Origin of the sequence: Glaciimonas sp. PAMC28666 (genome assembly GCF_016917355.1) — a bacterium.
Taxonomy (GTDB): Bacteria; Pseudomonadota; Gammaproteobacteria; order Burkholderiales; family Burkholderiaceae_D; genus Glaciimonas.
Window position 1 is genome coordinate 4,019,234 of the sequence record NZ_CP070304.1, and the last position, 26,032, is coordinate 4,045,265.

25 protein-coding genes are annotated in these 26,032 nt (G+C 51.1%); 16 read left to right on the forward strand and 9 right to left on the reverse strand.

The window, feature by feature from the left end; all coding sequences use genetic code 11:
* Positions 1 to 196: 196 nt before the first annotated feature.
* On the forward strand, positions 197 to 1,063 hold the full coding sequence (locus JQN73_RS17035) for a uracil-DNA glycosylase (RefSeq protein WP_205320102.1): 867 nt from the start codon (positions 197 to 199) through the stop codon (positions 1,061 to 1,063).
* 15 nt (positions 1,064 to 1,078) lie between these two features.
* On the opposite strand, the gene JQN73_RS17040 is transcribed toward JQN73_RS17035, so the two are convergent.
* Entirely contained in the window at positions 1,079 to 1,969 is an 891-nt protein-coding gene (locus tag JQN73_RS17040; protein WP_205320104.1) for a TetR/AcrR family transcriptional regulator, read from the reverse strand.
* A gap of 388 nt (positions 1,970 to 2,357) precedes the next feature.
* Here JQN73_RS17040 and iscR point away from each other — a divergent pair, with 388 nt between their 5' ends.
* The 9 genes from iscR to iscX all read left to right on the forward strand — a co-directional run bounded on the left by iscR (position 2,358) and on the right by iscX (position 9,065).
* A complete protein-coding gene (gene iscR, locus JQN73_RS17045) occupies positions 2,358 to 2,843 on the forward strand; it encodes a Fe-S cluster assembly transcriptional regulator IscR (protein WP_205320106.1) in 486 nt (161 codons plus the stop codon).
* A gap of 18 nt (positions 2,844 to 2,861) precedes the next feature.
* Complete coding sequence (locus JQN73_RS17050; RefSeq protein WP_205320108.1) at positions 2,862 to 4,115, forward strand: IscS subfamily cysteine desulfurase; 1,254 nt, start codon at positions 2,862 to 2,864, stop codon at positions 4,113 to 4,115.
* Positions 4,116 to 4,189: 74 nt separating this feature from the next.
* A complete protein-coding gene (iscU, locus tag JQN73_RS17055) occupies positions 4,190 to 4,594 on the forward strand; it encodes a Fe-S cluster assembly scaffold IscU (protein ID WP_205320110.1) in 405 nt (134 codons plus the stop codon).
* Between the two features lie 218 nt (positions 4,595 to 4,812).
* Positions 4,813 to 5,136: an iron-sulfur cluster assembly protein IscA gene (gene iscA, locus JQN73_RS17060; RefSeq protein ID WP_108442383.1), complete on the forward strand. Its 324-nt coding sequence runs from the start codon at positions 4,813 to 4,815 to the stop codon at positions 5,134 to 5,136.
* Positions 5,137 to 5,256: 120 nt separating this feature from the next.
* A complete protein-coding gene (hscB, locus tag JQN73_RS17065) occupies positions 5,257 to 5,772 on the forward strand; it encodes a Fe-S protein assembly co-chaperone HscB (protein ID WP_205320112.1) in 516 nt (171 codons plus the stop codon).
* Between the two features lie 115 nt (positions 5,773 to 5,887).
* Positions 5,888 to 6,502 (forward strand): LysE family translocator, encoded by a 615-nt coding sequence (locus JQN73_RS17070; RefSeq protein WP_205320114.1) that lies wholly within the window; start codon positions 5,888 to 5,890, stop codon positions 6,500 to 6,502.
* Positions 6,503 to 6,506: 4 nt separating this feature from the next.
* Positions 6,507 to 8,372: a Fe-S protein assembly chaperone HscA gene (gene hscA, locus JQN73_RS17075; RefSeq protein WP_205320116.1), complete on the forward strand. Its 1,866-nt coding sequence runs from the start codon at positions 6,507 to 6,509 to the stop codon at positions 8,370 to 8,372.
* A 62-nt stretch (positions 8,373 to 8,434) separates the two neighbouring features.
* Positions 8,435 to 8,773: an ISC system 2Fe-2S type ferredoxin gene (gene fdx / locus JQN73_RS17080; RefSeq protein ID WP_205320118.1), complete on the forward strand. Its 339-nt coding sequence runs from the start codon at positions 8,435 to 8,437 to the stop codon at positions 8,771 to 8,773.
* Between the two features lie 97 nt (positions 8,774 to 8,870).
* Positions 8,871 to 9,065 carry a Fe-S cluster assembly protein IscX gene (gene iscX / locus JQN73_RS17085; protein ID WP_205320125.1) on the forward strand — a complete coding sequence of 65 codons (195 nt, stop codon included), beginning with the start codon at positions 8,871 to 8,873 and terminating at the stop codon, positions 9,063 to 9,065.
* 120 nt (positions 9,066 to 9,185) lie between these two features.
* On the opposite strand, the gene JQN73_RS17090 is transcribed toward iscX, so the two are convergent.
* The 3 genes from JQN73_RS17090 to prfB all read right to left on the reverse strand — a co-directional run bounded on the left by JQN73_RS17090 (position 9,186) and on the right by prfB (position 12,903).
* Entirely contained in the window at positions 9,186 to 9,857 is a 672-nt protein-coding gene (locus JQN73_RS17090) for a glycine zipper 2TM domain-containing protein (RefSeq protein ID WP_205320134.1), read from the reverse strand.
* Positions 9,858 to 10,086: 229 nt separating this feature from the next.
* A complete protein-coding gene (lysS, locus tag JQN73_RS17095; RefSeq protein ID WP_205320136.1) occupies positions 10,087 to 11,613 on the reverse strand; it encodes a lysine--tRNA ligase in 1,527 nt (508 codons plus the stop codon).
* Between the two features lie 185 nt (positions 11,614 to 11,798).
* A protein-coding gene (prfB, locus tag JQN73_RS17100) for a peptide chain release factor 2 (protein WP_205320138.1) occupies positions 11,799 to 12,903 on the reverse strand; the annotation gives its coding sequence in 2 pieces (ribosomal slippage) (positions 11,799 to 12,821 and positions 12,823 to 12,903; 1,104 coding nt in all).
* Between the two features lie 325 nt (positions 12,904 to 13,228).
* Here prfB and JQN73_RS17105 point away from each other — a divergent pair.
* A complete protein-coding gene (locus JQN73_RS17105; RefSeq protein ID WP_205323428.1) occupies positions 13,229 to 13,921 on the forward strand; it encodes a hypothetical protein in 693 nt (230 codons plus the stop codon).
* Positions 13,922 to 13,939: 18 nt separating this feature from the next.
* On the opposite strand, the gene JQN73_RS17110 is transcribed toward JQN73_RS17105, so the two are convergent.
* The 3 genes from JQN73_RS17110 to JQN73_RS17120 all read right to left on the reverse strand — a co-directional run bounded on the left by JQN73_RS17110 (position 13,940) and on the right by JQN73_RS17120 (position 18,379).
* The gene (locus JQN73_RS17110) at positions 13,940 to 15,280 is read right to left on the reverse strand and encodes a TAXI family TRAP transporter solute-binding subunit (protein WP_205320140.1); all 1,341 of its coding nucleotides are present in this window, start codon (positions 15,278 to 15,280) and stop codon (positions 13,940 to 13,942) included.
* A gap of 283 nt (positions 15,281 to 15,563) precedes the next feature.
* Positions 15,564 to 17,261: a single-stranded-DNA-specific exonuclease RecJ gene (gene recJ / locus JQN73_RS17115; protein WP_205320141.1), complete on the reverse strand. Its 1,698-nt coding sequence runs from the start codon at positions 17,259 to 17,261 to the stop codon at positions 15,564 to 15,566.
* Positions 17,258 to 18,379 carry a hypothetical protein gene (locus tag JQN73_RS17120; RefSeq protein WP_205320143.1) on the reverse strand — a complete coding sequence of 374 codons (1,122 nt, stop codon included), beginning with the start codon at positions 18,377 to 18,379 and terminating at the stop codon, positions 17,258 to 17,260. Before JQN73_RS17120 ends, recJ begins: the two co-directional genes overlap by 4 nt.
* 42 nt (positions 18,380 to 18,421) lie before the next feature.
* On the opposite strand from JQN73_RS17120, the gene JQN73_RS22535 reads away from it, so the two are divergent.
* From JQN73_RS22535 to lolD, 3 genes are all read left to right on the forward strand, one after another.
* Complete coding sequence (locus JQN73_RS22535; RefSeq protein WP_240162309.1) at positions 18,422 to 18,805, forward strand: hypothetical protein; 384 nt, start codon at positions 18,422 to 18,424, stop codon at positions 18,803 to 18,805.
* A 408-nt stretch (positions 18,806 to 19,213) separates the two neighbouring features.
* Entirely contained in the window at positions 19,214 to 20,479 is a 1,266-nt protein-coding gene (locus tag JQN73_RS17130; protein WP_205320150.1) for a lipoprotein-releasing ABC transporter permease subunit, read from the forward strand.
* On the forward strand, positions 20,472 to 21,197 hold the full coding sequence (gene lolD, locus JQN73_RS17135; protein WP_205320152.1) for a lipoprotein-releasing ABC transporter ATP-binding protein LolD: 726 nt from the start codon (positions 20,472 to 20,474) through the stop codon (positions 21,195 to 21,197). The genes JQN73_RS17130 and lolD overlap by 8 nt, the downstream gene beginning before the upstream one ends.
* Before the next feature lie 40 nt (positions 21,198 to 21,237).
* On the opposite strand, the gene JQN73_RS17140 is transcribed toward lolD, so the two are convergent.
* Both JQN73_RS17140 and JQN73_RS17145 read right to left on the reverse strand, forming a co-directional pair.
* The gene (locus JQN73_RS17140; protein WP_205320154.1) at positions 21,238 to 22,194 is read right to left on the reverse strand and encodes a YihY/virulence factor BrkB family protein; all 957 of its coding nucleotides are present in this window, start codon (positions 22,192 to 22,194) and stop codon (positions 21,238 to 21,240) included.
* A gap of 164 nt (positions 22,195 to 22,358) precedes the next feature.
* Positions 22,359 to 22,844: a hypothetical protein gene (locus tag JQN73_RS17145; RefSeq protein ID WP_205320156.1), complete on the reverse strand. Its 486-nt coding sequence runs from the start codon at positions 22,842 to 22,844 to the stop codon at positions 22,359 to 22,361.
* Between the two features lie 297 nt (positions 22,845 to 23,141).
* Between JQN73_RS17145 and rpsO the strand changes: the two genes are divergently transcribed.
* Complete coding sequence (gene rpsO / locus JQN73_RS17150; protein ID WP_205320164.1) at positions 23,142 to 23,411, forward strand: 30S ribosomal protein S15; 270 nt, start codon at positions 23,142 to 23,144, stop codon at positions 23,409 to 23,411.
* Positions 23,412 to 23,761: 350 nt separating this feature from the next.
* On the forward strand, positions 23,762 to 25,909 hold the full coding sequence (gene pnp, locus JQN73_RS17155; RefSeq protein ID WP_205320165.1) for a polyribonucleotide nucleotidyltransferase: 2,148 nt from the start codon (positions 23,762 to 23,764) through the stop codon (positions 25,907 to 25,909).
* The last annotated feature ends 123 nt before the right edge of the window (positions 25,910 to 26,032 follow it).

Below are 26,032 nucleotides of genomic sequence, written 5' to 3' on the forward strand. Positions count from 1 at the left end.
TGTTGGTGGGGATCGGCGGGTTGTGAGTTAACGATCCGTTTCATTGATTTTATTTTACTCGAATTTAATAATGGTAATTTGATCGTTCATTCAAAAATTAGAGCTAAAAATGATTTAAATTTAGTAATTATTTAATATTTTTAGTTTGCGAGTTGATGCGGTTTTTGTAAATTGATGGTGCTTATTTCGGATGCTTATGCTTGATACGTCTTCTGCTGTTGTTCCTTCGGTGATTCCTTCGGTGATTCATTCGGCGCTGGAGGTGGCGCATCCATCCTGGCGGCCAATTTTGATTGAGGGTCTGTCGGAGATGGCGGCGCTATACCCTGATTATTTGCCTGACCTGGTGAATTCTGAATTTTTGCCGACGCAAGGGCGTTTGTTTGCGGCTTTTGCGCTCCCGGTCGACGCGGTAAGGTACGTGCTGGTCGGTGAGGGCCCCTATCCGCGTGACGCGAGCGCGACAGGGGTTTGTTTTATGGATGGCGCTGTGGGCGCATTGTGGTCTGAAAAGGGTTTGTCAAAGCCGGTTAATCGGGCGACCTCACTGCGTAATTTTGTGAAGATGTTGCTGGTTGCGGATGGTCAGTTAGATATTGCGAGAACAACCGGTGATGCGATGGCGGAAGTTGCATTGCGGGCGCAAAATGGGGCGCAGGGGATTGGTGGTTCAGAGACTGGATCGGCGACAATTCAGACCTTGCCTGAGTTGCAGGAAAACCTGACGGCGAAGGGTTTTTTGTTGCTAAATGCGACGCTGGTTTTCCGTTCATCCGTGCCGCCAGTCAAGGAAGCCAAGCCGTGGTTACCATTTTTGCAGGTGGTCTTGCGGGGTTTGGGATTGCAGGCCGGCGCTGCTTCAGGGTGGTTGCCGACATTGGTGTTGTGGGGAAAAATCGCTGAGCAGGTTAATGCGCTAGCTGTCGCGGCACCATTTCCAAAGTTGGTTGCAGAGCATCCCTATAATCTGAGCTTTATTGGAAATGCAAGTATGCAAGCCCTGTTCGGGCCGATGCAGTTATTGCGGAAGGCTTGTTTGCCGCTTAATGCTATTGCTGATTAGGTATTGAATGATCGTTCAAATCAGACTCATTTGACGGAGATCGGTTTCAATCGTGCTTTCGTCATTCTCGTTCGAATCTTCCAGTTCGGTAAGCGGTAGAAGAAGCGGTTGCGCGGATTGGGCGACTTCCGGTTCAATCACTTTCTTCACGGATTTCTTTTTTTCTGGCTTAAACAAATTAGATTGCCGCAGCTCGTCCTCCGCTTTTTGGGCGGCTTTTTCTGTCACTGGCCGCACCACCGGAAGTTTAGCTTTTTGGTCCGATGCGGTTTTGGCGGGTTTGTCTTGCGTTGCGTCCCGCGTGAGCCAGCTGGTGAGCATGTTGTCGAACAGGCTCAGCAACGCTTCTGGCGGATTTTGCGTATAGGCTTGTCGAATCACCAGGCCGTCCCACATGGCTGTTAGCAGTAGTGCAACTTGCGTGGCATTAAGCTTGCGATCGATTTGCTTGCGCTTTTGTGCCGTGCGGAGCATGTCGGCAAGGCCGTCGACCCATTCCGATTCTGCCTTCTTGATGATGGCGCCGACTTTTTTGTTGCGCAGGCCTTCCGCATAGATCTCTGTCATCAGTCCGGCATCGCTGCTCGCGGCGTAACGCAGCGCAAACGCGTGCGTAATGGCGGATAGTGCTTGCGGCAAATTATCGGTGTCATGAAATTCGCTCAGCAGGGTGCGTGCCTGGCGTCTTTCGTCTTCCGCCATGGCGGCGATAATCGCGTCCTTGCCGGTGAAGTAGCGATAAACGGCACCCGGGCCAAGGCCAACCTCATTGCAAATCTCTTGCATGGAGGTTTGATGGAAGCCCGTCTTGCGGAAGCATTTTCCGGCCGATTTTAAAATGTCGGCGCGTTTCTTCTCGGCTCTGGGTGTCGGTGACTGCGGTGTTTTGGATTTGCGAGTGGCCATGCGTCTGTGGTTCTGAAATATTTATACCGGAAGGGGCGACATTATAGTTCTATCGCGGGCATGCTTGCTGCCTTGTTTCAAAGAAATGCGTATCTTTTTTGTCTTTATCGAGCAGATTCATGCAATGACAGTGACATGTAGGAGCCATGTAATTACAGAGCAAGCATTGCAGGCAAGAACAATCTAGGTAGGTTACAGAAAAATCTCGGTTACGTCTCTAAATAAAGTTAGATTTTACCGTAGATATAGCACGTAAGTGTTTGAAGTCTATGTAAATTTTGTGGAATGAGGCAATACCTGACGGATTCACTCAAGTTTGTTATACTAGACAAAATTATTCAGGTATTCCGAATAAGGAAATAAAGAATGTTTTAGGATCGGAGATTCCATGCGTTTGACTACGAAAGGCCGATTTGCGGTAACTGCAATGATCGACCTGGCATCGCGCCAAGGTAACGGCCCTGTCACATTGTCAGCGATCAGCGAGAGGCAAGAAATTTCGTTATCCTATCTGGAGCAGTTATTCGGTAAGTTACGTCGCCACAAGATAGTGGAATCAGTCCGTGGACCGGGTGGCGGTTATAACCTGGCCCGGCCTGCTGCAGATGTCACTGTTGCCGATATTATTATTGCCGTCGACGAGCCGTTGGATGCGACGCAGTGTGGTGGTAAAGAGAATTGCCATAGCCCGGCGCAAGAAGGCGGTGGTCGATGTATGACGCATGATCTTTGGTCAACATTGAACGCCAAAATGGTTGAATATCTGGATTCGGTATCATTAAAAGATTTGGTGGATCAGCAAATTGCCCACCAGAAACCGAAGAACCCTGAACAAAATGTGGTGGTAATGCATCGTTCCCACCTGGTTGCTTGATTGGAGCTTGGAAAAAGTATGAACGCACCCCTGGAAAAAAGCCTGATAGATACACTGAAGGCACCGCACTTCCCTATATATATGGATTATTCTGCAACCACGCCGATTGATCCGCGTGTTGCCGATAAAATGATCCCGTATTTGCGTGAGCAATTTGGTAATCCAGCATCACGCAGCCATATGTATGGCTGGACTGCAGAGAAAGCGGTTGAAGATGCGCGGGCGCAAGTCGCTGCGCTGGTGAAGGCTGATCCGCGTGAAATCATCTGGACCTCGGGTGCCACTGAAGGCAACAATCTTGCACTCAAGGGCGCAGCGAATTTCTACAAGACTAAGGGCAAGCACATCATCACGGTCAAGACCGAGCACAAAGCAGTGCTGGATACCGTGCGTGAATTGGAGCGCCAGGGATTTGAAGCAACCTATCTGCAACCGCAAGATAATGGTTTGATTACCGTTGCACAATTGGAAGCGGCGATTCGTCCGGATACGATTTTGATATCGGTAATGCTGGTGAATAATGAAATTGGCGTGATTCAGCCAATTCAGGAAATCGGCGAATTGTGTCGTCAAAAAGGAATTATTTTCCATTGCGATGCGGCGCAGGCAACCGGCAAGGTTGAAATCGATCTGGAAAACTGGAAAGTCGATCTGATGACTTTCACGGCGCATAAAACTTACGGTCCTAAAGGTATTGGCGCGTTGTACGTCCGTCGCAAGCCGCGTGTCCGTCTGGAAGCGCAAATGCACGGCGGTGGTCATGAGCGTGGTTTACGTTCTGGCACTTTGCCGACGCATCAAATTGTAGGTATGGGCGAAGCGTTCCAGATTGCACAAGAGGAAATGGCCACTGAGCTGGTGCGTATCCGCGCATTGCGTGACCGTCTGGCAACGGGTTTGCAAACGATGGAAGAAGTGTATGTCAACGGTGATATGGATCATCGTGTTCCGCACAATCTGAACATCAGCTTTAATTACGTAGAAGGCGAATCCCTGGTTATGGCGATTAAAGACATCGCTGTATCGTCCGGTTCTGCTTGTACCTCGGCTAGTCTGGAACCATCGTATGTTTTGCGCGCACTAGGCCGCAACGATGAATTGGCGCATAGTTCGATCCGTTTCACTATCGGTCGTTTTACGACAGAAGAAGAAATCGATTTCACCATTGAGCTGATAAAAGGAAAAGTCGCCAAGTTGCGCGATTTGTCGCCGCTGTGGGATATGTATAAAGACGGGATCGATATTAGTTCGATCCAGTGGGCAGCCCACTAATCGCTAGTTGAAAGCCAGCTGATTCTAGTATTTTTTGCGGCGTAGCCGCAAGGTCCATAACAAGGAGTAGCAAAATGTCCTATTCAGAAAAAGTTCTCGATCATTACGAAAACCCGCGCAACGTTGGTGCCTTTGAAAAGGGCGATGACACTGTCGGTACCGGTATGGTCGGCGCGCCAGCTTGTGGCGACGTCATGAAGTTGCAAATCAAGGTTGGCGCTGATGGCGTGATTTTGGATGCGAAATTCAAAACCTACGGTTGCGGTTCGGCGATTGCATCATCCTCGTTGGTGACCGAATGGGTCAAGGGTAAAACGCTGGATCAGGCGATGTCGATCAAAAACACGCAAATCGCGGAAGAGTTGGCGTTGCCACCGGTCAAGATTCACTGTTCGATTCTGGCAGAAGATGCGATCAAAGCGGCGGTGGAAGACTATAAAGCCAAACACGGAATCATAGCGCACCAGCAAGCCGCCTAATTTTCGGCTTACGCAAAGTCGCCTCAGCGGCGTTGTGCTTTCCTTGCCGCCTTACGCGGCCCGGCACTCACATACTGTCTGCGTCGGCACGCCTTGCTGGGATGATCCGTCGTAAGTCCAGTGTAGGCTTGCGGTTGATTCCGAGAAATGCAATTTCATGCATTTCTCGGGACAATAGCAGTGACTAACTAAAAAGTAACGAAAAGAGATGACAGGTTATGGCAATTACTCTCACTGAAAAAGCTGCAAAGCATATCAATCGCTACATCGAAAGACGTGGTAAGGGTATTGGCTTGCGTTTTGGTGTGCGCACCACTGGTTGTTCGGGACTGGCTTATAAGCTGGAATATGTTGACGAGAAGACGACTGAAGATGCGGTGTTTGAGTCGCATGGGATTCAGGTTTTTGTTGATCCTAAAAGTTTGCCTTACATTGATGGCACTGAACTGGATTTCGCCCGTGAAGGCTTGAATGAAGGTTTTAAGTTTTATAATCCGAACGTCAAGGATGAGTGCGGTTGCGGCGAAAGTTTTACCATTTGATGTGAGCGGGCGGGCATTACCCGCCGCGCATTGGATTGCTGCTGGTTGCGTTTATTGATGCTGTGCCCCGTGGACTAATTAAGCCTGTTGCAGTAGAACAGGCTTTTGTTTTAAGTAAATATGCAAAATCACTTCGACCTGTTCCATCTTCAGCAGACGTTTTCGCTTGACCTCACGGCGCTCGAGCAGGCGTATCACGAGGTTCAAAATCAAATCCATCCTGATCGTTTTGCCAGTGCTACCGGCGCTGAAAAACGTGTCGCCATGCAGTGGGCGACGCGTGCGAATGAGGCCTATCAAACTCTTAAAAACCCGTTCAAGCGTGCCGCCTATATGTGCGAGCTTAACGGCGTTGATTTGCAGGCTGAATCCAATACGGCGATGCCGGGTAGTTTTTTGATGCAGCAGATGGAATGGCGTGAGGCGCTGGAAGACGCGCGTGACGCCAGGGATATTGAGGCTCTGGAGCGACTTGATAAGGCACTCCGTTTAGCGCGGGCCAAAGACCTGATTCAGATTGCCGCAACCCTGGATGCGCAAGATTTTGAAAAGGCTGCGCAATATGTGCGGCAATTAATGTTTCTTGAAAAGTTCGGCGAAGAAATAGGAAATACTTTTTCGCTACTCGAGTCCTGACATCAAGCCCTGATATTGAGTCCCGACACTAAGTTCCGCCACTAAGTCTTGAAACCAAGTTTTGAAACCTATAACGCGCAATTGATCATGTTTATAATCCGAACAGAAAGCCAGTATGCCTGAAATCTGGTTGTTTTTACTTGCGGCAATGACCCTTACACTCGCTCCCGGTCCGGACAATATTTACGTTCTGACCCGTGGTATCTCACAGGGTAGACAAGCCGGTTTGGTGGCAGCTCTGGGTTTTAGTTCGGGCCTGATTTTCCATACAATGTTGGCGGTCTTCGGTTTTGCTGCATTGATTAAAGCGTCGCCAACGGCTTACGCGTTGCTGCGATATGCAGGCGCTGGCTATCTGATTTATCTTGGCGTACGTACTTTGCGCTCGACCGCAGCGATTCATTTGCAAGCGCCTGCCAGCAAGGTAAAACTGTCTCGCATTTATTGGCAGAGTGTAATCGCGAACATGTTGAATCCTAAAGTGACCTTATTTTTTATCGCATTTTTACCGCAATTTGTGAATGCACGCGCTGGCCATATTCCAGCGCAGATGCTGTTGCTTGCGGCGGTGTTTATTTTGCAGGCGCTCGCTATTTTTAGCGTGATCGCCTGTTTCTCTGGCATGGTCGGGGCTTTTTTTCAACGTAAGGCATCGGCCGCCACTTATCTGAATCGATTGGCTGGCTCGGCGTTTATCGCCCTCGGTATCCGCATCGCTCTCCCGGAATAAAACTATGGCTCTCCTTCAAATTTCTGAACCAGGCATGTCCACCGCACCGCATCAACATCGGTTAGCGGTAGGGATCGATCTTGGCACGACTAACTCGCTGGTGGCGACGGTTCGCAACAGCATCCCGGAAGTACTCAACGACGAAGAAGGGCGGCCGCTGATGCCGTCAATCGTGCGTTACTTGCCGAACGGTCACGCGCATATTGGCTATAAAGCGCAAGCCGCGCAAACCACTGATCCGAAGAATACCATCGTGTCCGTCAAGCGCTTCATGGGTCGTGGCCTCAAAGACATCGCGTATGTTGAAAATCTGCCTTACGACTTTCAGGATACGCCGGGCATGGTGCAAATTAAAACGATTGCCGGTATCAAAAGCCCGGTGGAAATTTCTGCTCAGATTCTGGCGACTTTGCGCCAGCAGGCCGAAGACGCATTAGGCGACGATCTGGTCGGGGCAGTAATTACCGTACCCGCATATTTCGATGATGCGCAACGTCAGGCGACCAAAGATGCCGCGCAATTGGCGGGCATTAACGTTCTGCGCTTGTTGAACGAACCGACCGCTGCGGCGATTGCTTACGGTTTGGATAATGCTTCGGAAGGCGTGTACGTCGTCTACGATCTGGGCGGTGGCACCTTTGATATTTCCATCTTGAAATTGACCAAAGGTGTGTTTGAGGTGTTGGCAACGGGTGGCGATTCTGCACTCGGCGGAGACGATTTCGATCATCGGATTTTCTGCTGGATCAGCCAGGAATCTCAACTGGCGCCGCTGTCGGACAGCGACACCCGTGTGTTGATGGTCAAAGCCCGTGAAGCCAAGGAATTGCTATCCTCGAAAACCGAAGTCACCATTGACGCAGCCTTGAGTTCAGGGGAGCAGGTGCATCTGACGTTGACGGCCGGAATATTCGGTGAGCTGACGGCGCACCTTGTTGCTAAAACCTTGACGCCCACCCGAAAAGCATTGCGCGATGCCGATATTACCGCCGATGATATTGACGGTGTTGTGCTGGTCGGTGGCGCCACGCGGACGCCTGCGATCCGCAAGGCGGTCGGTGACTTTTTCAAGACTATTCCGTTGGCGAATATTGATCCCGACAAAGTTGTGGCATTAGGGGCAGCTATCCAAGCTAATTTGTTGGCTGGCAATCGCGCTCCCGGCGATGACTGGCTGTTGCTGGATGTGATTCCCTTGTCGCTGGGAATTGAAACTATGGGTGGGCTGGCTGAAAAAGTTATTCCACGTAATTCGACCATCCCTTGTGCACGCGCGCAAGAATTCACCACTTTTAAAGACGGCCAGACTGCTTTAGCCGTGCACATTGTGCAGGGTGAGCGTGAACTGGTCAGCGATTGTCGGTCTCTCGCACGGTTTGAGTTACGCGGTATTCCGCCGATGGCGGCGGGTGCAGCGCGCATACGGGTGACCTATCAGGTTGATGCGGACGGCTTGTTATCGGTTTCCGCGCGAGAGTTGCGTTCAGGCGTCGAAGCGTCGATTAACGTAAAGCCGTCGTATGGTCTGGAAGATGACCAGGTTGCAAAAATGCTGCAGGATTCATTCACTTCGGCCGATGTCGACATGCAGTCACGTGCGTTGCGTGAAGAACAAGTCGAAGCCGAGCGTATTGTGTTGGCGACCGAGTCGGCTCTGAGCAGCGACGCCGCCTTATTGTCAGAGGAGGAAGCGGTGGCGATTGCCGCGTTGATCGTGGCGGTTCGCGCCAAGGCGCAGGGTGACGATCATCTGGCGATCAAGGCATCGGTCGATGCGTTAGCGCGTGGCACTGAAGAATTTGCAGCGCGGCGCATGGATCGTAGCGTGCATGATGCTCTTACCGGTAAGACACTCGATCAGGTTTCATAAGTTTTGTTGCCGTATTGTTTTGAATTAGTCCATAAACACCCAATATTGTAGAGGTAATTCCCGTGACCCAAATTGTCGTACTACCCCATCCTACTTACTGCCCAGACGGCGCCGTGTTGCAGACCGTCGCTGGTAAAACGGTGTGTGATGTCTTGTTGGAAAATGACATCGACATTGAACATGCGTGTGAAAAATCGTGTGCTTGCACTACTTGCCACGTTGTCGTGCGTGAGGGTTTTGCCTCGCTCAATGAGTTGGATGACAAGGAAGAAGATTTGCTCGATATGGCATGGGGACTAGAAGCAACCTCGCGTCTGTCTTGCCAGGCGATTGTCGGCGAAGAAGATCTGGTGGTCGAGATACCTAAGTACACCATTAATCATGCTAGTGAAAACCATTAACAGGTTTTGCCGGGAGTGATCGATTTGCCGTGATAGTTGTGTTTGAAGGAACATGTCGTCGCAACCGGTTTGCAGGTTTTAAAAAAGGACGAGCGCAATGAAATGGATAGATACACTGCTTATTGCAGAGTCGTTGTATGACAAGTTTCCGGATACCGATCCGACCACAATTCGCTTCACGGACCTGCATCGTTGGGTCTGCGAACTGGATGGTTTCGACGATGATCCTAATCGCTCGGGTGAAAAAATTCTGGAAGCGATTCAGTTGGCGTGGATTGACGAAGCACAATAATGAAGGCCCGGTCCAGATGAGGCAAACTTAGTTTAATCAGGTTTGCAAGATGCAAAAAAACCGCTGTCACTACCTTTCGTAGCGACAGCGGTTTTTTTAATGCGGCACTGCTTTAATCGATTAGCCTCGGCCTTCTAAATGGCCATTCACTACGCGTACCGGATCGCCAACGCGCCATTCCTGTGCCGACTGTGGGAAGCTGCGCAGTTTGCCGTTTTCCATCCGTACTTCGACCCGATAGCTGGTGGAAGTACGCGTCCGGCTTTCGACTTCGTTACCGGCGAAACCACCGCCGACTGCGCCTGCGACGGTCGCTAATGTATTGCCGTTACCGTGTCCGACCTGATGCCCGAGGACGCCACCCAGAATCGCACCGGCAGCGATGCCCAAACCGCTAGGCTTCACTGCTTGTTGCACGGCCTGAATCGATTCGACGTGGCCACAGCTATAACAGACGGGTGCTGGCGGAGGGGACTGTTGTTCGTTGGTATAACGCTGTGGAGGCGGTGCCTGGCGCTGCTCCGCTACCATATTGGATCGCGGAGGAGGCGCAGGATAATTGTTTTGGTTCATCGCTTGAGCGGGAACAGGGGCGACGTCTGGCGGGAGCGGGGCTGATTGATTATCGACTCCGTTCGCTGGCGCTGACATCGCTGCCACCGGCGGCGCGCTGCTATGAGACGTTGGGATCAAGCCAGTGATGGCGGCAACGCCAACCAGGCAGACCAGTGTGACAGCAACGGCAGCGGTTGCAACAAGGGGATGTATGCGGCGTTTGATTGGATCAGTCATTTTAATCTCCTCTGGCGATTTCTATTCAATGTATTCATTATGATTGATTCTTTGATGCAATTTTAGCACCAGTGTGTTTCAGATGTAATTGCTTGTAACATAATGTACAAAACCGTTGTGATTCTACAAATTTGTTTGTTATCTCAACAATGCGCCTTTGGTTAACGCAAATTGCCGCCAGTATAAGCTGGCGGCAATTTTTTTGAGACACCCGTTTAGTTGCCGGAAATTAATCTTCCCGACGCAGATGCGGGAATAAAATGACATCACGGATGTTCGGCGAATCGGTGATCAGCATCATCAGACGGTCAATGCCGATGCCGCAACCGCCGGTTGGTGGCAAGCCATATTCCAGAGCGCGGATATAGTCAGCGTCGTAATACATAGCTTCTTCATCGCCCGCGTCCTTGGCGGCAACTTGTGCCTGGAAGCGTGCTGCCTGGTCTTCGGAATCATTCAATTCCGAGAAGCCGTTGGCGATTTCGCGACCGGTCATGAATAACTCGAAACGTTCGGTGATACCCGCTACTGTGTCCGATGCACGGGCCAGCGGCGATACTTCGACCGGATAGTCGATGATGTACGTCGGGTTCCATAGCTGTGCTTCTGCGGTTTCTTCAAACAGTGCCAATTGCAACGCGCCCAGTCCGGCAGTAGCGAATGGCTTTACCCCAAATTTTGCCAGTTCTGCTTTGATGAAGTCGGCGTCGTGCAGCTGCGCATCTTCATAATGCGGCGCATATTTGTTGATCGCGCCGACAATTGTCAGACGTTCAAACGGCTTGCTCAAATCGAGTTCCCGACCTTGATAGGTCAGCGTTGCGGTGCCATGGGCATCGATGGCGGCCTGACGGATGACTTGTTCGGTGAAGCTCATCAGCCATTGATAGTCGACATACGCAGCATAGAATTCCATCATCGTGAATTCAGGATTGTGACGCGGCGATACGCCTTCGTTACGGAAGTTGCGATTGACTTCGAACACGCGTTCAAAACCGCCCACCACCAAACGCTTTAAGTAAAGTTCGGGGGCGATACGCAGGAACATTTGCATATCGAGCGCGTTGTGATGCGTGATGAACGGCTTCGCAGCAGCACCACCGGGGATGGTATGCAGCATCGGCGTTTCGACTTCCATGAAGTCGTTCTTTTCCATGAAGCGGCGGATCGAGGACATCGTGGCAGTGCGTGCCTTGAAGGTGCGGCGCGTCTCTTCGCTCATGATCAAATCGACGTAGCGCTGGCGATACTTGGTTTCTTGATTGGACAGACCGTGGAACTTGTCCGGCAGCGGACGCAACGATTTGGTCAGTAAGCGCAGGACGCTAATCTTGATCGACAATTCACCGGTTTTGGTTTTGAATAATGTGCCTTCTGCACCCAGAATATCGCCCAGATCGTAATGCTTAAAGGCTTCGTATTCTTCTTCGCCAGCGAGTTCTTTGGTGATGAACAGCTGGATGCGGCCATCCGCTTTTGGACCCGATGCATCTTGCAAGGTCGCGAACGAAGCTTTGCCCATGACACGTTTCAGCATCATGCGCCCGGCGACCACCACTTTGACATCCGCGGCGTCGAGCGCTTCTTTGTCCATGTCAGCATACTGCGCGTGCAGGTCTGCAGCCTTGTGCTGCGGTCGAAAGTCGTTTGGAAATGCCACGCCTTTGGCCCGCAGGGCGGTGAGCTTGGCGCGGCGTTCGGCGATGATTTTATTTTCGTCTTGTGGGACAGGTTGCGGCTGATTATCTGTCGTCATGTCTGGCTCTTTTTGATTGGAACTGTGAGGTAGCGGGTGCAGCAATGGCGCATGAAGCGGATAGAAAATGAAGCGGAAAAATGGTTGGCGCGCCTTGCTTTGCCGGGAGATGCGCGTTGTGTCCGATGATGACTTACCAGACACAACGTTGGCTTTCTTGATACGGCAGATGCGTTTATTACTCTTTAAACGCCTTGCTTTAGCGATGCGGCAATGAAGTCGTCCAGATCGCCATCGAGAATGGCTTTGGTATTGCCGCTCTCAAAGTTGGTACGCAAGTCTTTAATACGCGACTGATCGAGTACATACGAGCGAATCTGATGACCCCAGCCGACGTCGGTTTTGGAGTCTTCCAGCTTTTGCTGCTCGGTCATGCGGTTGCGTAACTCAAGCTCATACAATTTGGCTTTCAGCATGTCCCACGCTTCGGCGCGGTTACGATGTTGACTGCGATCGTTCTGGCATTGGACAACGATTCCGGATGGACCGTGCGTCAAGCGGACTGCGGAGTCGGTTTTGTTAATATGCTGACCACCGGCACCGGATGCGCGATAAGTATCGACGCGCACGTCGGCAGGATTGACGTCGATATCAATCGAGTCGTCCACTTCCGGATAAACAAACAGGCTGGAAAAGGACGTGTGACGGCCGTTGGCGGAATCGAACGGCGATTTACGGACCAGGCGATGGACACCGGTTTCTGTGCGCAAAAAGCCATACGCGTAGTCTCCTTCGACTTTCAGGGTCGCGGTTTTGATACCGGCCACCTCGCCGTCGGACTGCTCCATGATCTCAACTTTGAAGCCCTTGCGTTCGCAATAGCGCAAATACTGGCGCAGCAACATGGATGCCCAGTCTTGCGCTTCGGTACCGCCCGCGCCTGCCTGAATATCGATAAAGCAGTTGTTCGGGTCCATCGGATTGTTGAACATGCGGCGGAATTCCATGCCTTCAACCAGCTTTTTGAGCGCTTCGGTATCGGCCTCCACGGCTACTACCGTTTCTTCGTCCTGCTCGTCGCGTGCCATCTGGAACAGGTCAGTGGTGTCGCGCAGGTCGGCCTCAATCTTGGTCAGGGTGACCACGATTGATTCTAATGATTTCTTTTCTTTCCCGAGTTCCTGAGCGCGTTTCTGGTCACTCCAGACGTCCGGATCTTCGAGTTCACCATTGACTTGATCGAGTTTTTCTACCTTCGTATCGAAGTCAAAGATACCTCCGTAGTTCGATCTCACGCGAGGTGAGGTCGGCCAGCAGGGAGTGCAGGGAATTTAAGCGTTCGGCTTCCATGATAATGTCTCTTGCGATAAACCCTAAATTATACGCGAGCCATCGCTTTTCGACTGTAAAACCATAAACGTTCGCTATTATTCACTACTAGGTGGCGCCAATTAACCCTGCTGCGTTGGGTTAATGTGAACTTTTGTTAAATTCCGGGTCTCAGAGGGTCAGCAATCTACAATTACTTTTACTTCTGAATTCAGCACTGAACAATCTTGCATCGGGTTTTTCCTGCTTTTCTCACCTTTTGAACATCAGGAATGCAATTCGAATGATGTTAAAAAAATCATTAAGACTTTCCTTAAGCAATGCGGTGCTAGGGTTCGGCTTCGGCATGTCCCTCACCGCATGTGGCATTTTTACCCCGACACCTGCGCCGCGTGGTGAGGTGCAGGGCGCGCCGGTCAGTCCGGCCGAGGTGGCGCAGTCGGATGTGAACCGGGTGGCAACATTGGCGATGCGCGACAATCTTGATAGCCTATATCGGTTGTTAGATAAACTGTATCGGCGCAATCCCGCCGAGTGGAAAAAGACGGCCTCCAGCCGCGAAGAGGCGATCAAGCATGTCCGATCCGCAATCGAGGCGCGCCAGTCGTGGCCGGACCTGCAGGGGAAGCATGACATCGCAGCGTTATCGCTGGCTCTCGATCCGGGTTTTCAGGGTGATCGCGCAGCGGCATTTATTGCCGCCACCGCTGATATGATTATTACCGCGCACGGCGGTAAAACCACTTTTTATCTGATTGACGGACTCAACGCGCAATTTTTGTATAACGCTGCCCGCAATATTGAAGTTGCGACATGGATACTCAGCAGCCGGCGCAATTCTGCCGGGCAGTTGTTGCTCTTGTCGAACGATATCTCTGAGCAAGAACACAACCTGAGTTTTGAGCGTGAGTTTGGCAAGGTGATCGGCCGCATTGATTTGCTGGCGGTGGTGATCACAGAAAAATATCGTCGCGCGGGGATCAGTTACGTGCAGAATCTGGTGGGTGGCACATTCCTGCAATTTCTTCCGGTGCGGTAACGGAGTTTTCGGTGCTGCCTAGAATTGATCTGTCGCCACGACAGAAGTTGCGCTGGGCGGATCGCGACGGACTGTTGCAGCGACGCTGATGATGCGGGCGCGCACCACGCTGATGGCTTGTTTCAACGCATACACGTCACCGAAATATTGTTGCGGAATACTAATTTGATTGGCGTTGGCATCTATTTCTTCGATTTCATCGCGCCATTGATTGACGCGTTCGAGCGTTGGATTTTTGGTCGCCCAGATTTCATCCTCCAATGATTTTATTTCGCGGTACCAGACCACCAGCCGCTTTCTCATGGTGGCTGCGTAGATCCGCGGAATGACCTGTAGTAATCCAAACAACAATGCCATAAAAGGCAGCAGAATAATGAAACGTCGCTCAATGAAGTTGGCCAACCAAAACGGTAAATAACGTTGTAAGAACGGGCGGCCAGATTTGAAATAGCGTTTGGTTTCGTCGGAAATGGGAAAGTCTTCCGCATTCTGATTGGGGAAGTAGCCGCGTGGCGTAAAGTAATCCTGTGCTGCGTGAATTTCATTGGCGCTGTCCAGCAATAAATAGGCCAGGGCCGGATGCAGGGTGTCTTTTGACACGAGCAGCGCGGTAGCCGCCAATAAGGTCACATCGGTATGCGGCAAATCGTCGGCCAGACTGGTTGAGGCGCGCGGAAAGGTGACTTTGGAGAGCGCGGGAAATTGCCTTACCAGCGCGTCGGCCTGAACAAAGTTCATCAACTTGAGGTCGCTTTTCAACAGCGTTTGCATCATTGCAGAATCAGGTCGTCCGATAAAAAACGCGGCATCGAGGCTTCCGCTTTTTAATGCCTCATAGGCTTTGACCGAAGCCAATTCTTGTAGCTTGGTGTTGTGCTCGGTAATGCCATTTTGTTTAAGAAGATCACTTGCGACGATCAGCAAGCCACTGCCAGGAATGCCAATCGATACGCGTTTTCCCTGCAGTTGGGATAAGCGGTCAATGGTGGTGGCGGCCTGATAGAATACCCAGATGGGTTCGTAAGATACTGCGGCAATGGTTTGCAAGTTTGGCGCGCTGCTGGCGTCGCCGATGCCGGATTGAATGAAGCCGACTTCATATTCAGTATCGGGGTTTTTCAGGCGCTTAAAGTTTTCGACCGCGCCGGATGAATTGCGAATATCAAGGGTAATTCCTTCGCGTTTCAATACTTTCGCATAGCGCTCCGCAAAACCACGATAAATACCGCCGTCTGCACCGGCCGTGATGACGATAGTGCGTTGGACCGCAGGTCTCAGAATCACGAAAGCCAGCCAGATCAGGGCAGCTGCGAGCAAAACGCCACCAGTAATCAGCAGTCTTAAGCGACCGTTCGTCATCGAGGGCTTTTGTATGCGATGCAGGGGCGGGCGTGTTCTGTGCATAGGATGTGGTTTGGTCCATGATGTTCAAAACACCGTCCCGGCTTTGCCGGGGACACAGCTTCCAAAAACCTTCACAGCACACCTTGTCTCAAAAATCTTGTCTCAAAAACGCAACTGTGGTCCTCAGAGGAAGATTAATATTAACAGAGGTTCATCTTATTTTTGGTCAGCGCCATGCTGGATTTTTGTCCACATCGGTGTAATCACCTTGGAACACCTAGCGGAACCCCATAGTCAATTAATTAAGCGCCTCAGCATGTTCCACCATTAACTGTACTTTGGTGACGCCGTTGTATTCGTTGGCGTCTAGCCGAAAAGCAACTTTGGCCTTGCTACCGAGGGCGTCGATATGTCCGAACCAGATCGCATCATAACGAATCCCATTTCTTTCCAGTAAGAGTTTTAAATGTTTTTCTTTTAAAATCCGTTGACTGATAACTTTGAATTCATCGCAAAATACCGGGGCTGCGAAGCCTTGGCCCCACACCTGACCGTCCATCTGTTCAATAAACTGGGTGGTGTAATAGGCGTCCTCCAGCGGTCCGTCAGTTTCGATGATGCGTTCAAGCTGATGCTTCCCTAACCAGGCGCTACCGACTTTTTCAAACGCGGCGGAGAAAGTATCAAACGCGTCCGCGCGGATAGTGAGTCCTGCGGCCATCGCATGACCACCGAATTTTTCGATCAGACTTGGGGCATGTTTGGAGACCAGATCCAGTGCGTCACGCAAGTGAAAGCCGGGGATCGATCTACCCGAACCCTTAATCATGCCGTCGCTGCCGGGAGCGAAGGTGATCGTCGGTCGAAAAAATTTATCCTTTAAGCGGGAGGCCACAATACCGATGACTCCCTGATGCCACGAGGCATCGAATACGCTGATGGTATTGCTATCGGCCGGACTAAAGTTATCCAGTAGGGCGAGCGCTGTATCCTGCATCCCGGACTCGATTTCGCGGCGTTCCTTATTGATGGTGTCGAGTTGCTGCGCGATAACCCAGGCGCGGCCTTCGTCGTCGGTGGTCAGGCATTCGATTCCCAACGCCATGTCGGCCAGTCGTCCGGCGGCGTTCAGGCGCGGCCCTACTGCAAAGCCGAGATCGAACGGCGTGGCACGACGTGCTTCGCGTCCTGCTGCGCGAAACAGGGCGGCGATCCCGGCATGCATTCTTCCGGCGCGCATCCGTTTTAAGCCTTGCGCTACCAAAATACGATTATTCGCGTCCAGTTTGACGACGTCGGCAACGGTTCCGAGCGCGACCAAATCCAGCAGAACGTCGAGCTTCGGTTGGGTTTGTGCATCGAATATGCCGCGTTTGCGCATTTCGGCGCGTAACGCTAACAATACATAAAACATGACGCCAACGCCGGCGAGATTTTTGCTCGGGAAGCCACATTCGCGTTGATTCGGGTTCACGATCACGCGCGCGGCCGGTAAGGTGTCGGCCGGTAAGTGGTGGTCGGTGACGACGACTTCGATACCGCGCCGATTGGCTTCGGCGACACCATCAATGCTGGCGATGCCGTTGTCGACGGTAACGATGATGTCTGGCGACTTTTCCCGGGCGGTAAGTTCGACTATTTCCGGGGTCAGTCCATAGCCGTATTCAAAGCGATTCGGCACGATGAAGTCAACATTGGCACCGAGCAAGCGCAGCCCACGCAGGCCGACCGCACAGGCAGTTGCACCGTCGCAGTCGTAATCGGCAACAATCACCATTTTCTTTTTAGCCGCGATCGCGTCGGCTAGAAAGATGGCTGCAGCATCAATGTGTAATAAACCGCCCGGTGCAATCAATGAGCCTAATTCGGTTTCCAGTTCTTTTACATCCAGTAAGCCACGTGCGGCATAGACGCGGGCCAAAACCGGGTGAATACCACTTTGACGCAAACGTTCTGAATCGCGAAACGGATAAGGGCGAGTGGTGATGCGTGTCATTGAATTGGCTCTTCCGCAGGTGCTGCAAAGGTCGCGTTTAAGGATGGCTTTACCCAGAATTTTTTGAGTGAGAGCGGGGTCGTGGTCAATTCGGTGATCCGGGTATTGTCGGTAAAAGTCAAAGCCAGCTGTTTAAGTTTGCCTTGTTGCAAAGCCTGCAATAGCGGTGCAAACCAGTCACGCTCCATTGCTTGAAACGCCTGTATCCATTCGGACCATTCGCCGGTTAGCGCGGGGGCGATTAAATGATCCAGCAATAAAAAGCCATGCTCACCGCTGGTGCCGATCAGTTTTTCTGCATTAACGTTAGCGCTGACGTTGGCATCGGCGGGCAGCGCTTGCCCGAACCCGCGGGCCCAGCCGTGCAGGTTAAAAGCGTGGCTATAGCGAGGGGCTTGCAGTGCATTGGTAGCTTCTGCGCTGGCGCCGCCCCACAACCATAACGCATTCACGGCTTGTTGGCGGCTCGCAGCGCGTTGCTCGTTGACGCCGTTTTCAAACCATTGCATTTGCACTTCGTTTTGCAGCTTGCGCCAGGCGCGGGCACCTTCGCCTTGCGGCATCCAGATATCGACGTTATGCCCGCAGGCCGCGTCGGGGGTGGAGGTGTTTAAGTGCTGCCAGTCATCGGCGCGCATAAACCACGTTTTGGCATCGCCATAGCAGAGGGTGCGGTTCTCGCCATCGAATAGCGGTTTGGCTTCGTCGAAAAGTGCACGGGCAGCCTCTTCTGTGAGAGTGACCTGGCGAATATCGGTTAATACCAGATGATCGCGCGCTATATGTATGTGCGCCGGTTGTAGCATGAACCAGTGACCGTCTGCGGCGGACAGGCCGAACGCGTGCATGGCGGCAACGGCAATGGGCGGGCTTGAAGTGGGATTGTCTGGCTTATTCGCATTGGGAGCTGAGCTGACGCTTAACCCGAAGTGTTGCGACAACCATGTTTCATGCGGCAGCGCCCGGGAAAATTCATCCAGAACAGTGCGTCGCTGACTGCCGCCGTTGGCGCGCGCGACGAGCGTACTCAGCGCTGGCAGTTTTAATTCACGCAGTATGTCGCGTGTCAGCTCGGCGGGTGGCAAGCCGAAGGGGAGAAGAATGTCGAGATATTTCATGCCCGAATTGTAGGGCATCTCTGAACGGGAGGTGGAAAAACGATGTCCTTTATCTTTGAGGACTTATGCCCAATCATCCTGCGGCGTTGTGAAGCTGGCTTTAGCTGTAATGTGTCGGTCGGCACCACTAGCGAATTCTGGCAAATTTCCTATACTGTAAATTTGGAGGAGATAACCATGGGATCAGAGTTGATATTAGATATGTGGAGCCGCACGGGTCGCCAGATACCGCGGGCAACTTTCGATGACTTAGTGGAAATGTTGGCCACCGAGATAGCTAACATTTCCGATAAGTTGTCAGAAGATGAACTTTATCGCATGATTGCCGTTGGCGCGCTTATTTATCATCGCGGCGATAAAGAGGTGCCCGGCTTAAGTACGGAAGATTTACTTATCAAGACATTGTATGAAGGTGGTCGGGCTTAAGGAAGAAAGTGTCGTCCGTAATGTTAATTAAGGTTAATAGTCGCTTCCGTATGAACCGACGAACGCAAAGAATGCTTGTTTTCATGCAAACCGTCCGATTCAACGCATTCACTCTGACACACACCTAATTTGTTCTTCCATTGCCTCAATCAATTCACTGAAGATTGTTTCGGATGTGATTGAGGCAGCAAAAATTCCTTCGAATATTCAATACTCGCCTAAGCCTTGATGCCAATACCATGGCAGGGATGGATTTTTCTTGGTATTTTTGAATCAAAAATTGTCGATTGACTTATTAAAGTCGCATCAAATTGTTTAGCTAACGGCATTAAGTGTTTGATTTCGTTACAAAACGTTATAAGGCTTCTGAATTATGGCAAACTGCTTGCTGATTTCGGGAGCGTTGCATTGAGCATTTTAAAAAATTTACCGTTTGAGTGGCTGGTCGGCATACGCTATACCCGCGCTGGCAAACGGAGTGGCCGTAATAGTTTTATTTCCTTCATATCGCTGATTTCGATGGCAGGGATTGCCCTCGGGGTGGCGGCACTGATTGTTGTGTTGTCAGTGATGAACGGTTTCCAAAAAGAGGTGCGGGACCGTATGCTATCGGTGCTGGCGCACATCGAAGTGTTCGATGGTTCGGGCGAAATGCCAAATTGGGAATATGTCGCCAGGCAGGCCTTCAAGAACAAAGAGGTGATCGGCGCTGCACCTTACGTCGAAGCGCAAGCCATGTTGACGCGTGACGGTGAGGTACGCGGCGTTGGCATTCGCGGCGTTATGCCTTCAGAAGAGCCGAAGGTCTCAGACGTTACCAAGCAAATCAAACAAGGTGATTTCAATGCGTTGAAACCTGGCGAGTTTAATATCGTTTTGGGCAGCGAGTTGGCGCGCGGTTTGCACGCCGGCATTGGTGACAAGGTCACTATGTTAGCGCCGCAAGGGCAGGTGACCCCAGCTGGTGTGGTACCGCGGTTAAAGCAGTTTAATGTGGTTGGAATATTTGAAGCGGGGCATTACGAATTTGATTCGTCGTTGGCTTTCATTCAAATGGAAGATGCGGAAAAAATGTTCCGCCTGACTGCGCCATCGGGTTTGCGTCTCAAGATTACCGATATGCTGCGAGCGCCGGAAGTGGCGCAGCAACTGGCGACAACCATGCCCGCCAATCTGTATTTGCGTGACTGGTCACAACAAAACAGCAACTGGTTTGCTGCGGTGAAGACCGAAAAACGCATGATGTTTATCATTCTGACGCTGATCATTGCGGTAGCGGCATTTAATCTGGTTTCCACGCTGGTCATGACGGTAACTGAAAAACAGGCGGATATTGCTATTCTGCGGACACTGGGCGCGTCGCCTGGCTCGATCATGAAAATTTTCATGATACAGGGGGCCTTGGTCGGCCTGATCGGCACCGCGCTGGGAGTGGGATTTGGCGTGCTGATCGCGTTAAATATAGATGTGATCGTCCCTGCAATAGAGCACGCCTTGCATGTGCAGTTTTTACCGAAGAGCATTTATGTGATCAGCGAGTTGCCATCCGATCTGCGTTGGCCGGACGTCTGGACTATTGGCGGTGTAGCCGTGATATTGGCGTTCGTGGCAACGTTGTACCCAAGTTGGTGGGCTGCACGGGTAAAGCCAGCGGAGGCGCTGCGTTATGAATAACTCTCTTCAATCCAACGATAACGGTCACAGCATGAACGAAATTATCTTGTCGAGCCGCGGCTTGGGAAAAACCTTTACCCAAGGCAGCTACTCGGTCAAGGTGTTGAGTGGCATTAATATCGACGTGGTGAAAGGTGAGCAGGTCGCTATCGTGGGCGCATCTGGCTCGGGCAAGTCCACCTTGCTGCATCTTTTGGGCGGGCTGGATACACCGACGACCGGCGGTGTCACATTGTTAGGCAAAGATCTGAGCAATCTGGGCGAGAAAGCGCGGGGTGATCTGCGCAATACTGCGCTGGGCTTCGTCTATCAGTTTCATCACTTGTTACCTGAATTTTCTGCACTCGACAACGTCGCCATGCCGTTGATGATTCGCCGTCTCAGCCGAAAAGACGCGCAAGAGCAAGCACATGCCGTGTTGTCGCGGGTGGGTTTGGCTAATCGCGTGATTCATGTTCCTGGCGAGTTGTCTGGTGGTGAACGTCAGCGCGTGGCGCTGGCGCGGGCTTTGGTCACACAACCAGCCTGTGTGCTGGCCGATGAGCCGACGGGTAATCTGGATCGCGCCACAGCACAAATGACCTTTGATTTGATGCTGGAATTGTCGCAAACGATGGGAACCGCATTTGTAATCGTTACCCATGACATTGAACTGGCACGACGTTGCGGCCGTATTTTGCGCTTGTCTGACAACGGTTTAGAGCCGTATGTTGATTAATGCCGATGAGGCATTAATTTTCTGAGGTCGCGGTGCGCCGTCATTTGATCAGGGGTTTGTTTTGGCCAGATGGATCACCATTGTTGGCGTGATCGGGGCGCTCGGATTGCTCGGGGACGACAACCAGTTGATCACGCAGACTACCGAAATACAGGGCGTATTGACGCGTGAACTGCGCGCCAAAAAAGAAAATTTGCGCTGAGTAATAAATCCAGAGAAGTAATGCCATCACTGAACCCGCTGCGCCATAACTCGACGCGGTACCGCTGTTGCCCAGATAAACCCCGATCAGCATCTTACCCACTATGAATAGTGCGGCAGTGCCGATTGCGCCGATGCAAACGTCGCGCCAGGGCAATTTGGTTTGCGGCAACAGGCGGTAAATGGAGGCAAACAGCGTGGCAATGACAGCGAACGAGAAAAGGGAGGATATAAAGGGCAGGATAATGGGGATGTCACCCAAAAAACTACTCCAGTATTTTTGTAATACTGCTAGCGCGGCGCTAATCACCAGCGACACCAGTAATAAAAAAGCCAGAACCAAGACCAGCCCGAAGGATAGCAAGCGGGTTTGTATCAACGTCATGAAGCCGGATGTCTGAGTGCGTTTTACGTACCAGATTTCGTCCAGACTATCTTTTAACTCCGAAAAAACGGTGGTTGCACCGACTATTAACGCGATTGTTGCAATCGTTGTTGCAACCACGCCTGATTGACTGCTATGGACGGCGGCCAGCAGAAGTTGAATCGCACTTGCGCCGGTTGGGCCAATCAGGCCGGATAATTGACCGACGATCTCACCCTGAGCAGCTTGCTGCCCAAACACGGCACCGGCAATGGCGATCACCAGAACCAGAACCGGCGCCATGGAAAATAAAGTATAGAACGCCAACGCTGCGCCTTTGCTGCCAGACCGTTGCCGCAGAGACTCTTGAACCGTGCTGATCAGCATGGCGCGTATGCGAGGAGGGATCAGAGATTTTAGATGAAGTTTCATGGTTTTTGCCTGATGCAATGTCGTCCATGGAATGCGGTTCTCTAACGCTTGTTGATTATTTCTCTCGTCAAAGCCACGCCCGGTCGAAAAATAGTGCATTAAATTCGGCTAATCTACGCTTCCTGCCTGCTTTTTGCTGCGCTCTCTCACTCCAGCGATGGACATCAAAGTCCAAAGCGCGAGTGTTCAAAACGCGGATCCGGTCCATTTTCAAGCTTGCGGACGATGCCGGCTTCATCGAAGTACACCGTCATCAGGGAATTCCAAACGCCGCTTTCTTTGAAGCCGTAATTCCAGCCTTCAAGTTTTACTCTGCTGTAAAAAATGGTATCAAGCGGATGTCCAACGATGAGCAGGACATCATTTTTGGTCGCCTGACCTACCTTGATAGTGGCAAATTGCTCAAGTGTCAATACTTGCTTATAAGATATTAAGCGGCCATCTGGGCTTATCCTTGCCATATGGGTTTCCTGGCCAAACGCACCCTGATCATATTCTAACAGGCGTTCATTGCCTTCCTGATAGGTTGCGTTCGGTTTGCCGAGGCGGCTGATTACCTGGGATTCCGGGTCGCCCGGGTTGACCGGAACTGCACAGCCAGCTAGCGTAATGGATAAACCGACGAGCAGGGCTTGGGAAAGGTTTTTCATGTTGGCTTCCTCGAAGATTGCTGGATTTATGGGATCGAATATAATTAGGACCGTCTTTATTGCGCTTAATTCCGGGCATGTTTCAATGGGCGTATCAGCTTTAAAAAAGGGAGCGGAAGTACCAATATGATAATGCCTGAGTGACATTATGAGGTGCAACGGATTCCTGCGCTGGGGCATTGAACCTGAACAGGTTTTGCTATATACTGCGCCTCTGGTCTATGTAGGCCATTTTTAATATTGTAATCACGGTATATGGGGTTTCTCACTCTGTACACCGCTTGTGAAAGGTAAGTAATGACTATCGAAAAAACAGCTAAGGCCGCTATTGTCGCTGACAATGCACGCGCGCAAAATGATACTGGTTCGCCAGAAGTGCAAGTCGCTTTGTTGACAGCACGTATCAACGACCTTAATGGTCACTTTAAAGCCCATGCCAAGGATCACCATTCCCGTCGCGGTCTGATCATGATGGTTAACCGTCGTAAGAGCCTGTTGTCTTATCTGAAAAGTAAGGACCTCGGTCGTTACCGTTCGCTGATCGAAAAACTCGGTTTGCGTAAGTAATAGGCCAATAGGCTTGTTAATAGGCTTGTCATCGATCTCCAATCTTTTGTTTCGATCTTTCGTGACAACGTTGTTGGTCGAACGATAGGTAAAGTGCCTGCGTCAGTCTCTGATGCGGGCATTTTTGCTATTGGTCAGGAGTTTTTGTTCGCAAATGCAGGAGTAAGAAGCCAGATTGTCGCAAAGTTTGATTTAAGCGAATTAAGCGCATTGATCGAATAACGCGTCTTATCTGGATGTAATTCGCAACGAGACGTTTTTTTACTGTCAATAAGAAGTGAGGTAATCGTCTGTGGTGAGGTGAACGACAGCCCCTGAAAATCTGTCGGTAAAATTAGAGAGGAAATATCGTGTTTAATAAAGTTACTAAGACTTTCCAGTACGGCCAGCATCAAGTGACGTTGGAAACCGGCGAAATCGCTCGTCAGGCTTCTGGCGCAGTATTGGTATCCATTGAAGATACCGTTATTCTGGCTACCGTGGTTGCACGTAAAGATGCCAAACCGGGTCAAGATTTTTTCCCGTTGACTGTTGATTATGTTGAGAAAACCTACGCTGCCGGTCGTATTCCAGGTGGTTTCTTCAAGCGTGAAGGTCGTCCTTCAGAGAAAGAAACACTGACATCGCGTCTGATCGATCGTCCGATCCGTCCGTTGTTCCCAGAAGGTTACATGAACGAAGTGCAAGTGATCATTCACGTGCTGTCGGTCAATCCTGAAATCGATCCTGACATCGCTGCGATGATCGGTGCATCGGCTGCATTGTCCGTTTCTGGCGTGCCATTCTCAGGCCCGGTCGGAGCTGCACGCGTCGGTTACATCGACGGTCAGTACGTTCTGAACCCAACCACGACACAATTGAAGACATCGTTGCTGGATCTGGTTGTTGCCGGTACTGAAGCAGCAGTGTTGATGGTTGAATCAGAAGCCAAACAATTGTCTGAAGAAGTCATGTTGGGTGCGGTTGTTTACGGCCATGAGCAAATGAAAGCGGTTATTGACGCGATTCATGATCTGGTACGCGATGGTGGCAAACCAGAAATTCAATGGAGCCCGGCACCGAAGAATGAAGCGCTGATCGCTAGCGTGACAGATTTGGCAGAAGCCGATCTTCGTTTGGCCTATCAAACTAAAGATAAGCAAGCGCGTACCGCTCAGCTTAAAGATGCTGTGAGCAAAGTGCATGTTGCATTAGCCGGCATCGCAGCTGCGAACAATTCTCCAGCACCGGACAGCTCCGAAGTCGGCAACATCATATTTGATCTGGAAGCTAAAATCGTTCGTTCGCAAATTCTGGATGGCGAACCACGTATTGACGGTCGCGATACACGCACTGTGCGTCCAATCACGATCCGAACCGGTGTATTGCCACGTACGCATGGTTCCGCTTTGTTCACTCGTGGCGAAACGCAAGCATTGGTTATCGCAACGTTGGGTACTGCACGCGACGAGCAAAAAATTGATGCGTTGATGGGCGAGTACTCAGATCGCTTCATGCTGCATTACAACATGCCTCCGTTCGCTACTGGCGAAACAGGTCGGGTAGGCACCCCGAAGCGTCGTGAAATTGGTCATGGCCGTTTGGCTAAGCGCGCATTGTTGGCAGCACTGCCAGCACCGGAAGATTTCAGCTACTCCGTACGTCTGGTGTCAGAAATTACTGAGTCTAATGGTTCATCGTCGATGGCTTCGGTCTGTGGCGGATGTCTGGCATTGATGGACGCTGGCGTGCCGATGCAAGGCCACGTTGCTGGTATCGCTATGGGTTTGATCAAAGACGGCGGCAAATTCGCAGTGTTGACAGACATTTTGGGCGATGAAGATCACCTCGGCGACATGGATTTCAAAGTTGCTGGTACTGCAAACGGTATCACCGCGTTGCAAATGGATATCAAAATCCAGGGTATCACCAAGGAAATCATGCAAGTCGCTTTGGCGCAAGCTAAAGTCGGCCGTATCCATATTTTGGGTGAGATGGAAAAAGCAGTGCCAAGCGGTTCCCAATCGGAACTGTCTGACTTTGCACCGCGTCTGATTACGGTCAAGATCAATCCGGAAAAAATCCGTGACGTGATCGGTAAAGGCGGCGCGGTAATTCGTGCGTTGACAGAAGAAACAGGTACTCAGATCGATATCAGCGATGAAGGCGTTGTTACCATCGCTTCAGTTGATGCTGCCGCCGGTCAAGAAGCCAAACGCCGTATCGAAGAACTGACAGCTTCAGTTGAAGTTGGCAAGATCTACGAAGGCACAGTATTGAAGTTACTGGACTTCGGCGCGATCGTTCAAGTGTTGCCGGGCAAAGACGGCTTGTTGCACATCAGCCAGATTGCCAACGAGCGCGTCAATGCGGTCGCTGACTATCTGAAAGAAGGCCAGCAAGTCAAAGTTAAAGTCCTGGAAACTGATGACCGTGGTCGTTTGAAATTGTCGATGAAGGCGGCTCAGGAAGCTGGCGATGTTGCTTCGGCACCAACGCATGCTGATCCTGCTGTATAAGAGGCTGAACTAGCTTTAGCTTTCTAAAAACCGTCCGAGATGCTGTTTGCATCTCGGACGGTTTTTTTTTGCTCGAATTTTACTGGTCGTTGGGTCCGGGAATGCGAGCGAGAATAAAAAAAC